This window comes from Pseudoxanthomonas sp. YR558 (assembly GCF_900116385.1).
In the GTDB taxonomy this organism is placed as follows: domain Bacteria; phylum Pseudomonadota; class Gammaproteobacteria; order Xanthomonadales; family Xanthomonadaceae; genus Pseudoxanthomonas_A.
This window is the reverse complement of the sequence record NZ_FPCI01000002.1, coordinates 652,872-666,353: the sequence shown is the minus strand read 5'-3', so window position 1 is coordinate 666,353 and position 13,482 is coordinate 652,872. Positions and strand designations below refer to the sequence as shown.

At 63.9% G+C, this 13,482-nt stretch carries 9 protein-coding genes; 3 read left to right on the top strand and 6 right to left on the bottom strand.

From position 1 onward, the window contains the following. The first annotated feature begins 54 nt into the window (after positions 1-54). Together BM365_RS14650 and BM365_RS18270 are read left to right on the top strand one after the other, a co-directional pair. Positions 55-1,569 carry an acetyl-CoA hydrolase/transferase family protein gene (locus BM365_RS14650; RefSeq protein ID WP_093490249.1) on the top strand — a complete coding sequence of 505 codons (1,515 nt, stop codon included), beginning with the start codon at positions 55-57 and terminating at the stop codon, positions 1,567-1,569. Between the two features lie 176 nt (positions 1,570-1,745). Further along, positions 1,746-1,877 carry a hypothetical protein gene (locus BM365_RS18270; RefSeq protein WP_255412328.1) on the top strand — a complete coding sequence of 44 codons (132 nt, stop codon included), beginning with the start codon at positions 1,746-1,748 and terminating at the stop codon, positions 1,875-1,877. Between the two features lie 392 nt (positions 1,878-2,269). On the opposite strand, the gene BM365_RS14645 is transcribed toward BM365_RS18270, so the two are convergent. The 6 genes from BM365_RS14645 to BM365_RS14620 all read right to left on the bottom strand — a co-directional run bounded on the left by BM365_RS14645 (position 2,270) and on the right by BM365_RS14620 (position 12,678). Beyond that, the gene (locus BM365_RS14645) at positions 2,270-3,193 is read right to left on the bottom strand and encodes an RHS repeat-associated core domain-containing protein (protein ID WP_093490248.1); all 924 of its coding nucleotides are present in this window, start codon (positions 3,191-3,193) and stop codon (positions 2,270-2,272) included. Between the two features lie 12 nt (positions 3,194-3,205). Then, the gene (locus BM365_RS14640) at positions 3,206-8,827 is read right to left on the bottom strand and encodes a hypothetical protein (protein WP_093490247.1); all 5,622 of its coding nucleotides are present in this window, start codon (positions 8,825-8,827) and stop codon (positions 3,206-3,208) included. Between the two features lie 224 nt (positions 8,828-9,051). Beyond that, a complete protein-coding gene (locus BM365_RS14635; RefSeq protein ID WP_093490246.1) occupies positions 9,052-9,561 on the bottom strand; it encodes a DUF6622 family protein in 510 nt (169 codons plus the stop codon). Between the two features lie 165 nt (positions 9,562-9,726). After that, positions 9,727-10,266, bottom strand: a complete 540-nt coding sequence (locus BM365_RS14630; protein WP_139227444.1) for a hypothetical protein — start codon at positions 10,264-10,266, stop codon at positions 9,727-9,729. A 184-nt stretch (positions 10,267-10,450) separates the two neighbouring features. Then, on the bottom strand, positions 10,451-11,581 hold the full coding sequence (locus tag BM365_RS14625; protein WP_093490244.1) for a PilT/PilU family type 4a pilus ATPase: 1,131 nt from the start codon (positions 11,579-11,581) through the stop codon (positions 10,451-10,453). 59 nt (positions 11,582-11,640) lie between these two features. Next, positions 11,641-12,678, bottom strand: coding sequence for a type IV pilus twitching motility protein PilT (locus BM365_RS14620; protein WP_093490243.1), 1,038 nt, complete (start codon positions 12,676-12,678; stop codon positions 11,641-11,643). A 93-nt stretch (positions 12,679-12,771) separates the two neighbouring features. Here BM365_RS14620 and BM365_RS14615 point away from each other — a divergent pair, with 93 nt between their 5' ends. Then, the gene (locus tag BM365_RS14615; RefSeq protein WP_093490812.1) at positions 12,772-13,455 is read left to right on the top strand and encodes a YggS family pyridoxal phosphate-dependent enzyme; all 684 of its coding nucleotides are present in this window, start codon (positions 12,772-12,774) and stop codon (positions 13,453-13,455) included. Positions 13,456-13,482 lie beyond the last annotated feature (27 nt).

The following is a 13,482-nucleotide window of genomic DNA, read 5'->3' as shown; positions in this document are numbered from 1 at the left end:
CTGGAAGCCGACCCCGGACTCGATAATGTCCGTTTCGCGCCAGCCTTCCCTCCCATGTCCGAAGACCGCATCCGCAACGTCGCCCTGCGCGACCGCCTGACCACGCCGGAGGCCGCCGCCGCGCTGATCCAGCCCGGCGAGACCGTCGCGATGAGCGGCTTCACCGGTTCGGGCTATCCGAAGGCGGTGCCGCTCGCCCTCGCCGCCCGCATCGGACACGCGCACGCGGCGGGCCAGCCGTTCCAGATCAAGCTGATGACCGGCGCCTCCACCGCGCCGGAACTCGACGGCGCACTCGCGAAGGCCGATGCCATCGCGCTGCGCATGCCGTTCCAGAGCGACCCGGACGCGCGCAAGCGGATCAACGACGGCACCCTGGACTACATCGACATCCACCTCAGCCACGTCGCGCAGCACGTGTGGTTCGGCTTCTACGGGCCCATCGATACGGCCGTGGTGGAAGTCTCGGCGATCCGCGAAGACGGCACGCTGGTGCCCTCGACCTCGGTCGGCAACAACAAGACGTGGCTGGACCTGGCGAAGAAGGTGATCGTCGAGGTCAACGACTGGCAGCCGGCCGGCCTGGAGGGCATGCACGACATCTACTACGGCACCGCCCTTCCGCCGCACCGCAAGCCGATCCCGCTGGAACACGTGCAGGACCGCATCGGCGATACCGCGCTGCATTGCGATCCCGACAAGATCGTCGCCGTCGTGCGCACGCACGGCCCCGACCGCAACAGCCCGTTCAGTCCGATCGACGCGACCAGCGAGCGCATCGCCGCGCACCTGATCGCGTTCCTCAAGCACGAAGTCGCGCAGGGCCGCCTGCCGGCGAACCTGCTGCCGCTGCAGTCGGGCGTGGGCAACATTCCCAACGCCGTGCTGGCGGGGCTGGCGAAGAGCGGTTTCCGCGGCCTCACGGCGTTCACCGAGGTCATCCAGGACGGCATGCTCGACCTGCTGCGCGATGGCGTGCTGGATGTCGCTTCGTGCACCGGCTTCGCATTGAGCCCGGAGGCGAACGAGGTGTTCAAGCGCGACATCACCTTCTACCGCGAGCGCATCATCCTGCGCACGCAGGAGATGTCGAACCATCCGGAACTGGTCCGCCGGCTCGGCTGCATCGGCATGAACGGCATGATCGAGGCCGACCTCTACGGCAACGTCAATTCCACCCACGTGATGGGCAGCCGCATCCAGAACGGCATCGGCGGCTCGGGCGACTTCGCCCGCAACGGTTTCATGTCGGTGTTCCTCAGCCCCAGCACTGCGAAAGGCGGCAGCATCTCCGCGCTGGTGCCGATGGTCAGCCACGTGGACCACACCGAACACGACGTCTCGGTCATCGTCACCGAACAAGGCCTGGCCGACCTGCGCGGCCTCACCCCCAAGCAGCGCGCCCGCACGCTGATCGACAATTGCAGCCACCCTGACTACCGCGACGCGCTGCAGGACTACGTCGACCGCGCCCTGCACCACAGCTACGGCAAGCACACCCCACACCTGCTACCCGAGGCGCTGTCGTGGCACCAGCGGTGGTTGGAATCGGGAACGATGAAGAGCTAGGCGCCTTCAAGCGTTCGCCCCATCCACCTAGGTTGGGGTGAACGAAGTGAACCCCAACGCCGTACGCCGTCTGCGACCGTCAACCAGCGCGTAGCGCAGTCGCCATCACCCGTTGGAAGTGCCCAGACGACGTGCATGTGATCGGGTAGAACCATCCACGCGATGATGTCGAACGAATGCCGCTGCTTGACGACACGGACCGCATTGCGGAGATCGTCGACGTGATCGATCAGCAGCGTGCCGGAACGTTCGGGCGGATTGCCAATAAAGATGCAGGTCCGCTTGGCCGGTACGCCGATAGCCTATGACTCATCATCTCCTCCGCGCGCCAGGGCCCATAAGCCATAACCTTTACCCTCGGTTCTTACTTGCCTTCGCGAAAAAAAAATTAACGATATTCGCTCCTCCAAGGTATATGGATATTCCGACGTAAGGAAGAGCCCACGTAATCAGCAAGAAAGGAAACCAATCGGATAGACGTCCTCTAGCCCTAACAACGTGGTATGTGCTGAGCACCATACTGGCAAGGGACAAAATTAACGTTCCTCCAAGTAATATGCCAACTAAATACTCAATATGCGGATTGACGGAACTCTCTTTCGCATAATAATCAAAACCAACTGCGGCTAGCGCGAAGATTGCCAATATTAGAGCCGTCGATGCTGCGCACGATGAAAATCTATACTCATTTACCAACATTTCAACAGTTTTTTGCGTCATAGCACCGCTTCTCCTTGTGTGGCGACTTGACCTCTAACTGATGATCGCCACTACCTTTGGGGGATTCATCCTGCTTGCCGGATCCAGTGAGCGCCTTCACTGCTTTTCCAAGATCTATCGAACCGGTTGCCTTAATGATCACAGCGCCAACCGAACCTGACAATTCCGCGCCTTCTTCATTCGCACTGAGTTCTGCACTCTTCCTTCCAAGTACGCCACCGCCTGGGCTCGATTCTTCACTGTAAACCTGACCATTTCTTCCTTGATATGAGCGCTCGGATGAGCCTACATACCCAGCAGCATAGTTACCCATCTCGATAGCTGCTGACGGGCCAGCAACCTCCTCAAACGCATAAACATCGGGAGCCAGAGTCGCTCCACCACCGTAAGTGGCAGATCCTGCACCCAACGAAACTTTTACCGGGCCAATCTTCACTTTCGCTTCAAGTGAGGCGCCCAAAGCTATTTCGATCTTGAAAGAATCCCCCAACGCCTCCCAATCGATCCTCCCATCTGGATCAACGAATCGATATGGGTTGTTTGCTGCATATCTATAGCGATTGAATCCGGAGATCGGATTGTCATAGGCAGTGACAGGATCATTGGAGAGAAATCGCGCTACAGTCGGATCGTAATACCGCTGCTGCATATACGTCAGCCCGGTCGCCGCATCCTGCACATGCCCGGTGAACCCCGGCCCATCCGTCAGCGGCCGGTTGATCAATTGCCCATAGGGCTCGTACACACTGCGTTCGATCACCGCACCGGCGCTGTTGGTCACCGCGACCGGCGTGCCCAGTGCGTCGGTGTGGATGTACTCCACGGCCGTCTGCGCCGACGCTACTGACGCGACGGCGAGCCACACCGCCAGGACCACCACCATGCGAAGGAGATACCGTTCCATGTCTTCTTCTCCTTAGAGCGTGTAGGGGCTGGACCAGGCCGAGCAACCGACGGCATTGCAGGCGCGTACCCAGTACTGCCGCGTGCCGATGCCTGTTCCCGATACGAAGGCGTTCGGTCCGCTGTACAGCGGCGATCTCGCCCCCGTCCCCACCTTCATCTCCACGTCGTAGTACGTGGCGCCCGTCGAGGCATTCCATGCGACGTACCAGTACGTCACCGCGGGCTGGGAATTCTCGTCCCGCTCCTTCCAACCGCTGAGTCCGGTCGGTACGGCTGGAACGTAGGACACCACGGTATTCGCCGTTCCCGAATACGGTCCGCATCCCGCTGCATTGCAGGCGATCGCACGATAACCGTAGGTGGCGGGCGCGCGACCCGCTATGCCAACAGAGGCTGCAGCGCCGTTGTACAACGTGCTCCAACCGCCACCGCTCACCTGCTCCTGCAACTGATAGCTGGTCGCGCCACCCACAGCGCTCCAGCTGACGGTGTAACTGCCTGTGCCGTTGCTGGCAGGCGCGGATACGCCCGGTGCGCTTGCCGGTGCGTAGAGCACCTGCACCGTGCCCGTCGCCGAGTACGGCCCGCAGCCGGCCGCATTGCAGCCCTTCACCCGGAACGCGTAACTACCCGCTGCCTGCCCGCTGTAGCTTTGCCCTGTGCCCGCACCGTTGTAGACCGCGGTCCATGCGCCGCCGTTGTCGCTGCGCTCCAGCGTGTAGGCGTTCGCCCCGCCGACTGCGGACCAGCCAACCGCATAGGCCCCATTGGCACCCAGCGCGGGAACACTAATGGTGGGTGTAGCCGTCGGCGCATAGATCGCCTGCACCGTGCCGACCGCCGACTGCGGACCGCAACCGGCCGCGTTGCACGCCGACACGCGGAACGCATAGGTCCCCGCGGCTTGCGCGCTGTAGCTCACGCTGCCGCCGGCGCCGCTGTAGACGCTGGCCCACCCGCCGCCATTGATGCTGCGCTCCAAGGTGTAGCTGGTAGCGCCGCTGACGCCCGTCCAACTGACCGTGAAATTTCCCTCCGCGCCAACGGCCGGAACGCTCAGCGACGGCGCCGAAGCAGGCGCGTGCACCGACTGCACCGTGACGGTGGTCGAGTAGGGTCCACAGCCCGCGGGGTTGCACGCCTGCACACGGTAGGCATACGAACCCGCAGCCTGACCGCTGTAGGACTGGCTCAAAGCCGTGCCCGTATAGGCAGCGCCCCACGCCCCCCCATTGACGGCGACTTGCAGCCTGTACTCCGTAATACCGCCGAGCGCGGTCCAGCTGACCGCATAGTTGCCGCCCGCCGCCGTCGTCGGCGCACTCAGTGCCGGTGCGGTAGCGGGTGGGTACTGAACGGCCACCGCGGCGGTCGTGCTCCACGCACTGCAACCTGCATTGAGGCAGGCGCGCACGCGATAGCCATAATTACCGGCCGGCTTGCCCGACACCGCCAGGCTCAAGCCGGTGCCGCTGTAAGCGGATGTCCAGGCGCCACCGGACACCGCTTCTTCCACCTGGTAACCCGTCGCCCCGGCTGACGCGGTCCAACTGACGGTGTAACTGCCCGTCGTGTTGAACGAAGGTGCGGTCACCAGCGGCGTGGCAGGCGCTGTGGAATTCACCACGCGCGCCACCAGGCTGCCGCCCAGGTAGACGTACCGCGTGGTCTTGGCCTGGCGCAGGTCGTTCTCGTACAGCAACTGACCCGACTGGCTGTACAGGCTGTGTTTGTCGGCCGTGGTGCGATCCAGCACACGCCGACCCAGGCCATCGTAAGCGTAGGTGCTGTTGCCCGGCGCATCGCGCAGACGGTTACCGTAATCGAAGCTGTAGGCCTGGCCGTTCTTGTTGGTCAGGTTGCCCTGCACGTCGTAGTCCAGGCCCACGATAGTGGCGCCGGCCGAGTTCTTGATGTTGGTCAGGCGGTTGTTCGTGTAGACGTACTCGGCGTAGTCCTTCGCACCGGTGCGGGTCCAGGAGGTCAGGTTGTCCAACACGTTGTAGGCGAACTGGTGCACCTGTCCGCCACCGCTGGCCGCGAACGCCGGCGAACTGGCCGTCAGCAGGCGGTCCAGACCGTCGTAGGTCATCGCGCGGTTCTGGTTGCCGTCCCGCCAGTCGAGGATCGATTGCACGTTGCCGTTGCGGTCGTAGGCGTACTCGTTGTCGAGCACGCCGCCGCTGTCGATCACGCGACTGGGCAGCTGGCGCGCGTTCTGCGCCATCGAATGCACGATGCCGTTGCCATAGGTGAACTGCTTGATGCCGCCATTGGGGTAGTACTGCACACCGGTGGCGTAGCTGCCCGCCTGGGTCGCCTGGCCGAGCGCATTCGGTGCATACCCTACGGTCAGCCCGGGCGCTGCCGTGGCCGACAGTGTGCCGTTGCCGTCGTAGCTGTACCCCACCGTCAGGTCAACACTGCCCCACTGCTGGCGCTCGCTGACCAACTGGCCGCGGTGCGTGTAGCTGTAAGTGTTGGTGACACCCAGACCGGTGCCATTAGCGGTGGTCAACGAGGCCTGCTTGCCGTCCTTGAAGTAGGTGAAGGCCGTGTTGCCCAAGCCAGGGCTGGGGAACGCCAGGGATGCGACGCGGTTGCGGGCGTCGTAAGTACGGGAGACCTTGCGGGCCAACACAGCGGCGTTGGACGCATCGGCGCAGCCCAGCGTCGCCGCCACACCCGCGGCCGACCATGTCAGGTTGCCCGCGCCGTCGTAGCCCATCAACGTGGCGCCGGTCTCGGGCTCCACACTGCGGCACAGCTGCTGATGGGCGTCGTAGTCGTACGTACGCGTCACCAGCAGGCTACCGGTGGCATTCCGGCGCGTGATCGACAGCGGCTTGCCGAAATCGTCGCGCGCGATATCGGTGATCGCCCCTTCAGGATGCACGATTTCCACAGGCCAGTCCGTCGAAGGGCTGCCATAGGCCTTGAAACGCGTGGTGACGGACGCCGAGCGGGGATTGGTCGTGGTGATGCGGAATTGGCTTTCGTAAGCCGTCAGCGCCGTCAGCGGCCCATGCTCACTGTCCTGCGAAACGGATTTGGCACGACCGAGCCCGTCGTACTCACTCCACATGCCACTAGCTAGTGCATCGGTGGTACCAGGGTAGGAAGCGAACGTGGTACGACCGTCATGATCGTAGGTAAAGCGGGTAAAACGCTGCGTACCGGCGACGTTGGTGGTGTCGTACTCCCTGACCACCAGCGGCTGCCAGCGGGCATCGTAATAGCTGATCTTGCGGGCGTTGCCGGTGCTGATCGTCTGCCGCCAATGACCCGCAGCAATGCCGTACTCGGCAGCCGCCACCTTTTCGAACAGCAGCGTGGTCGGGTTCCACGTCACGGTCGGCTGGGTGACCGGATCGTCGCAGGCGCCGACCGCGGTTTCGGACGGATGCGCGAGCTTGTTCAAGCGGCCCATGCTGTCGTAGCCATAGCAGGTCGTGTCGCCCGTCTCGCTGGTGACCGACGTGATCCAGCCGTTGTTGTCGACGAGCGCGGACTGCGTTGATCCCGACAGCGCCTCAGGCGTGGCCGGATACTGGATCATCCGCGGAATGCCGCGATGCCAGTCGCTCACCGTGATGACGTTGTTGTTGCCGTCCTTGACGGTGGCCAGCGTGCCGTTGGCGTTGTAGGTGAACGTCTGTTGCAACTTGCCGAACGCCGACTTCGTCAGCGGTAGCGCCGATGTCGGGCTGTAGGTTGTCGCTTCGGCGACGACCCCGTTGACCGAACGTTGTTTCGTCTGGCCCAGCACCCACGCCGCCGTGTTGTCCTCGTACACGGTCGCGACCGTCTGGCTGTAGGAGGTCACCCCGGGCGTCACCAGCTCGCTGCGTTGGGTCGCCTGGGTCGGCCTCACGAGTACGTCAAAGCCGGTCGTCGTGTTGAAGAACGAGGCCCCCTGCTGCGTGACTTTCGAAGACAGCAGCGGACGGTTGTACTCGCTGCGCCCCCTTATGTACTCGTACGCCAACGACTCGCCCATCCAGTCCGGGAAGGGCATGGTCCCGATCTGGGAGGTCTGCAGATAGGTGTTCTCCTGACGCGTTAGGACGGTCGACCCCTCGCGCACTTCCCGGCTCAGCAACTGCGCTTCGTTGACTAGCGCATCCGTGCCGAACACTTCCACCACTGTGCTGCCGTCCGGCCGGGTGGAGGTGACCGTGCGAGTGCCGTTGATCGCATAGCCCTCTGGCACCTTGTTCTGGAAAGTGTCCAGATGCTGGAACTGCCAGGTCTGATTCGCTGGCAGGCCCGGGCCCGACAAGGTCTTGCGCTTGACGGCCAACACGTCGTATCGCATGGGGACCAGCGGTTGGCGTTCACGCCAGGTGATCTGGACGCCGTCCGGCGCGCTGACTTCGCCGCAGAAACTGTTCGCACCATCGAGGTTGGAGCGATAAAGCCGGTTGTAGCCCAGGCGATAAACGCCTTGCGCACCCGACGGGTGGGTCATCGTGAGATCGGCTTCGATGCCCGCCAGTGACCGCATCAGCTGACACGTGATCGGGTAGTCGAAGGTATCGGTCGTCAGCGGCACGAACCGGCGTAGATCGACCATCGCGCTGGTTGAAAAGCCCCAGCTGCTGCCGTCTGGCTGAGTGACCGACGTCAGCAGGCCGTCGGCGTAGCCATACTGGAAGGTGCGCGTGCCTGCGGTAGCGGAGGCGATGCGCCCCCCACTGTAGCTAAGGCTGATGGCACGGCCATCGCTTGCACTGATTGAAGTTAGATTGGTTCCGGACCACGTGTAAGTCACGTAGTTCCCAAAGCGGTCTTCGACGCGTGTCGGATACAGGCGATACACACGGCGACCAATTTCAGCCTCAATGCGCTGGGTCGTGCTCGTGTTCTGGATGTATGCGGAGCCACGCATGGGGCGCTCGGCGTAGCTGACCATCCAGTCGAACCAGTAACGGGTGCCATCTGGAGCCAGCGCCAGAAAGCCCTCACCCGCCTGCCCGCTCTGCAGCGTAGCCAGACACCCGAAGTGCCATTGACTCTTCGTCGTCAACGCCGTCCAACTGCCGGTGGTCGGCGCCGGCAAGGTGCCACCCGCCGGCCGGTAGAGCAACTGATCTTCACCTCCACCGGGGATATTGAGCTGGAGACCGTTCCAGAAACTGTAGCTGGCAAAGTTGACGTAACCAGCGATCAGCACGTCGCTGGGACGGAACTGGTTGTACGTCGTCGGTGACGAACACCGCGCCTGCGGCGTAGCCGTATTGACGACCCAACCCTGAGTCTCTGTGTAGGTGCCGGTAAGGTATGGCAGATCCAGATCCCACTCGCCAAACGGATAACCGCGCCACAGGTTTTCGTCGTTGTTGTAACTAGGCGACTTGTTGCCATCCACGATGAGGCGGCGCCTCAACGCGACCGGAAGGGCATCGTTGCCGGGCAGTGAAAGGTCGGTCTGCGAGAACGAAACACCGCCCGTGTAGGTGCTGATTTCTTCACCGAACAAGTCCGGGCCGAGCGCCTTGATATGGATGGCGTGCTTCTGCGGTCCGATGACCTGCTCGCCGTAGCTGATGGCTTCGATGGCGGCCGCTGCCGGCACCGCGAACAACAGAACAAACCCGGCCAGCATGGCCGCCTTCCCCTGCTTGCGCATCTTCCTGCCCCTTTGGACAGCCATCATGGCCGTCGCATTCCATCCTTGCTCGGCGCACGTCCGCACCTCGCCCCTTCGCGGAGAGTAGAGGCAGAGATGACATAAAGAGAAGATGCAGCAACACGTAAATGCATGTACGCGCGGCGCTGTGCGCCACGTCTTCTTTCTCATGTATCCAAGTTAGCAATCACATGCCTTCATCCGGCATGTTCCGTACTTTTCACTCAGGCGCTGCGCTCGACCAGGCGCGGCGACTTCATCACCCCCAGCACCCGCAACGCGCGTGCCATGAACAGGCCACTGAAGAGGCCGTACGTGCCGGCCACCACGACGACGGCCATCGTCGCATCGAGGATGCCCGGCTTCGTGGCATGGATCACGGCCACGGCGTACTTGAAGAAGAAGATGCCCATCATCAGCGCCAGCGGTAACCAGCTGCCGGGTACGGTGAACTGCTTCGTCGATGCGTCGTAGGACGCGCGGCGCGATGGAGTTCGCGCCAACGCGATGGCGACCACGGCGGCCCACGCGCAGGCCCAAGCGGCCAGCGCGGCGAGGTGCGCGTCGAAGGTCGACCAGACCGAGTACAGCGACCACGCCAGCATGGCGACCGGCAGCACGATGAGGCGGCCGCGCGAGACCTGGCGCGTCCTGCTCTGCAGGTAACCCAGGTAGACCAGGCCGACGAACAGGCCGAAGACCCAGAGGGGCGTGTGGGAGAGGATCTGCGTCATGGGGCAAGGGTCCGGGAGAGGCCGACACCGCGTCGGTTCATGCACATCTTCAGACCCGCCCGGCCGTCCGTGAGGTGCCGGAAGTCAACACTTTCAGGTGCCGGAGGTCGTGGCGCCTACCCGCCTCGATCCACTCCGTTGACCTGTGCCGGCCTCGGCAGCCGATCAGAGTGCGCAGCCGCGACGGCTCATCGAAGCCTGGATCGTATTGGCGCTGGAGGGGCTGTTGCGCATGGCGCGGCGAAGTTCTTCGCAAGTCACGTCCTTGAGGAACTGCTGGTAACGGCCGACGAACGAGCTGTCGTGGAGGGTCACGTTGAGCCGTGACGGTGCCTCGAACGCGTGCTTCTCCTGGCGAGCGAAGAGATCACGCTCGCCCGCGCGCAGCGGCGCAGCCGGCAGCGAGAGCACCAGCGGCCCTTCGCCCTGCGATGGCAGCGTCGGCGCGTCGTGCGGCACCGTCTCCGGAGGCGTCGCCGACATGCGCGGCGCGGGTCGCGGGCGTGCAGGCAGCGACGGCAGGTTCGGGCGCGACGCCACGGTGCGTGGGACCACGGTCGGGCGCGCGACGAAGCGCAGGCGTAGGCGATCGCTGTCCTCCGCCATCCGTCCCTGCCCCGGCGGCCGGGAGACCAGCAGCACAACGCCGAAACATGCATGCACCAGCACGACCACGACGACGGCGACGATCCTGTCCCTGCGCATGCGTTCCATCCTGGTGGCGAGCGAGTGTGCGAATGGCTCGCCACCCTACCTGCACGATCACTGCACCACGCATCGCGGCGCGAACACGTTCAGAACGAAGTCAGCCCCATGTAAGGGGAGGGTTAAACGCCCATGAAAAAGGGGCGGTCGCCCGCCCCTTTCCGTGCGACGCGTCGTGCGGAGGTCAGCGGACTTCCGCGATCTCCACGCCGTCCAGGCCCTGCGCCAGCGTGCGGGCGTCGCCGCCCTGGGCCAGCTTGATGCGCAGGCGCACTTCGTTCTGCGAATCGGCGTAGCGCAGTGCGTCCTCGTAGCTGATCTCGCCGGCCTGGTACAGCTCGAACAGGCTCTGGTCGAAGGTCTTCATTCCGAGGTTGGTGGATTCCTTCATCACTTCCTTCAGCTTGTGGATCTCGCCATCGCGGATGTAGTCCTGGATCAGCGGCGTGCCGAGCAGTATCTCCATCGCCACGCGGCGGCCCTTGCCGTCCGGCGTCGGGATCAGCTGCTGCGCGACCACGCCCTTGAGGTTGAGCGAGAGGTCCATCAGCAGCTGGGTGCGGCGGTCTTCCGGGAAGAAGTTGATGATGCGGTCCATCGCCTGGTTGGCGTTGTTGGCGTGCAGCGTGCACAGCACCAGGTGGCCGGTTTCGGCGAAGGCGATGGCGTGGTCCATGCCTTCGCGCGTGCGCACCTCGCCGATCATGATCACGTCCGGCGCCTGGCGCAGGGTGTTCTTCAGCGCCGCATCCCAGCTGTCGGTGTCGATGCCGACTTCGCGTTGGGTGATGATGCAGCCCTCGTGCTTGTGCACGAATTCGATCGGGTCCTCGATCGTGATGATGTGACCGGTGGAGTTCTGGTTGCGGTAACCGATCATCGCCGCCAGCGAGGTGGACTTACCGGTACCGGTGGCGCCGACGAAGATGATGATACCGCGCTTGGTCATCGCCAGCGTCTTGATGACCGGCGGCAGGTTCAGCTCTTCCACCGTCGGGATGCGGGTCTCGATCCGGCGCAGCACCATGCCCACCTGGTTGCGCTGGTAGAAGCAGCTCACGCGGAAGCGGCCCACGCCGGCGACGCCGATGGCGAAGTTGCACTCGTGGGTCTTTTCGAACTCCTCGCGCTGGCCCGGCGTCATCACGTTCAACACCAGGTCGCGCGACTGCTGCGAGGTCAGCGGCGTCTGCGTGATCGGCGAGATCTTGCCGTGCACCTTGATGGACGGCGGCATGCCGGACGTGATGAACAGGTCCGACGCCTTCTGGTGCGCCATCAGCTTGAGGAAGGAGGTGAAGTCGATGGTGCTCATGGGTCTGCTCCGTAGGCGAGGCGGCGGTCAGGCGGCGTAGCGCCGCGCGGGCCCTGCCGTCATTCGAACAACCGCTTGTCCTTCGCGTATTCCTTGGCCTGCTGGCGGGTGATCAGCGCGCGCTTCACCAGGTCCTGCAGGTGCTGGTCCAGGGTCATCATGCCGCTCTGCTGGCCGGTCTGGATGGCCGAGTACATCTGCGCCACCTTGTCCTCGCGGATCAGGTTGCGGATGGCCGGGGTGCCCACCATGATTTCCCACGCCGCGGTGCGGCCGCCGCCGATCTTCTTCAGCAGCGCCTGCGAGATCACCGCGCGCAGCGATTCGGACAGCATCGAGCGCACCATCGGCTTCTCGCCGGCGGGGAACACGTCGATCACGCGGTCGATGGTCTTGGCTGCCGAGCTGGTGTGCAGGGTGGCGAACACCAGGTGGCCGGTTTCCGCGGCGGTCAGCGCCAGGCGGATGGTTTCCAGGTCGCGCAACTCGCCGACCAGGATGTAGTCGGGGTCTTCACGCAGCGCCGAACGCAGCGCCTCGTTGAAGCCGTGCGTGTCACGGTGCACTTCGCGCTGGTTGATCAGGCACTTCTGCGAGGTGTGCACGAACTCGATCGGGTCCTCGACGCTGAGGATGTGCCCGTACTCGTTCTTGTTGATGTGGTCGATCATCGCCGCCAGCGTGGTCGACTTGCCCGAACCGGTCGGGCCGGTGACCAGAATCAGGCCCTGCGGCTGCTGGATCAGTTCGCGGAACAGCGGCGGGCAGCCCAGGTCTTCCAGGGTCAGCACTTCCGACGGAATCGTACGGAAGACGGCGCCGGCGCCGCGGTTCTGGTTGAAGGCGTTGACGCGGAAGCGCGCCAGCGACGGGATCTCGAACGAGAAGTCGACCTCGAGGAATTCTTCGAAGTCGCGCCGCTGCTTGTCCGACATGATGTCGTAGACCAGCGCATGCACCTGCTTGTGGTCCAGCGCCGGGATGTTGATGCGGCGCACGTCGCCATCCACGCGGATCATCGGCGGCAAGCCGGCCGAGAGGTGGAGGTCCGAGGCCTTGTTCTTTACCGAGAACGCCAAGAGTTCGGCGATATCCATGACGCTGCTTCCCCAAGTTGCTGCGAACTGGAACGTTCATTCCCCGAAGGGCAGTATAGCGCCCTTGCCGTTCCCGCCAATGGTTGGATGAACATGCTCGCCGACACCCTCAGCGAGACCCTGCAACACCTTGAAAACGCAGCGAAAGCCGCACATCGGCCAAGCCCTGCGCTGTTGGCCGTCTCCAAGCTGCAACCGGCCGCTGCCGTGGCCGAACTGGCGCGCGCCGGACAGCGCGCCTTCGGCGAAAACTACGTGCAGGAAGCCCAGGCGAAGATCGGCGAACTGGCGGATATGGGCCTGGAATGGCACCTCATCGGCCACCTGCAATCGAACAAGGCAGAACTCGCGGCGCAGCTGTTCGATTGGGTGCAGACGGTAGACCGTCACAAATTGATTGGCGCTCTGTCACGCTATCGCCCTTCCGATCGTGCGCCGCTCAATGTGTTGGTGCAGGTGAACATCGATGATGAAGCCAGCAAGCATGGCTGCCCGCCTCACGAGGTCGCCGCCCTCGCCGATGCCATCGCGGCCGAACCGCGCCTGCGCCTGCGCGGGCTGATGGCGATTCCCGCGCCCCACCCCGACACCGCCCGGCGCATCGACGCCTTCCGCCGCATGCAGGCGCTGCAGGACGAGGTGGCGGCGACGCATCCCGGCGTGGATACCCTGTCGATGGGCATGAGCGACGACTATGCGCTCGCCGTCGCGCACGGCGCCACGATGGTCCGCATCGGCACCGCCCTGTTCGGCGCGCGCCCGCCGCGACCCGCCTGACTCCTTTCGACTTTCCCGAGGCCTGAC

What these genes read in the sequence shown, in the direction of transcription:
- BM365_RS18270 (WP_255412328.1), top strand. Translation starts at nt 1,746, where the DNA reads ATGCCGCTGCTTGACGACACGGACCGCATTGCGGAGATCGTCGACGTG.
- BM365_RS14635 (WP_093490246.1), bottom strand. Translation starts at nt 9,561, where the DNA reads ATGACGCAGATCCTCTCCCACACGCCCCTCTGGGTCTTCGGCCTGTTC.
- BM365_RS14615 (WP_093490812.1), top strand. Translation starts at nt 12,772, where the DNA reads ATGCTCGCCGACACCCTCAGCGAGACCCTGCAACACCTTGAAAACGCA.
- BM365_RS14645 (WP_093490248.1), bottom strand. Translation starts at nt 3,193, where the DNA reads ATGGAACGGTATCTCCTTCGCATGGTGGTGGTCCTGGCGGTGTGGCTC.
- BM365_RS14650 (WP_093490249.1), top strand. Translation starts at nt 55, where the DNA reads ATGTCCGAAGACCGCATCCGCAACGTCGCCCTGCGCGACCGCCTGACC.
- BM365_RS14620 (WP_093490243.1), bottom strand. Translation starts at nt 12,678, where the DNA reads ATGGATATCGCCGAACTCTTGGCGTTCTCGGTAAAGAACAAGGCCTCG.
- BM365_RS14640 (WP_093490247.1), bottom strand. Translation starts at nt 8,827, where the DNA reads ATGCGCAAGCAGGGGAAGGCGGCCATGCTGGCCGGGTTTGTTCTGTTG.
- BM365_RS14625 (WP_093490244.1), bottom strand. Translation starts at nt 11,581, where the DNA reads ATGAGCACCATCGACTTCACCTCCTTCCTCAAGCTGATGGCGCACCAG.
- BM365_RS14630 (WP_139227444.1), bottom strand. Translation starts at nt 10,266, where the DNA reads ATGCGCAGGGACAGGATCGTCGCCGTCGTCGTGGTCGTGCTGGTGCAT.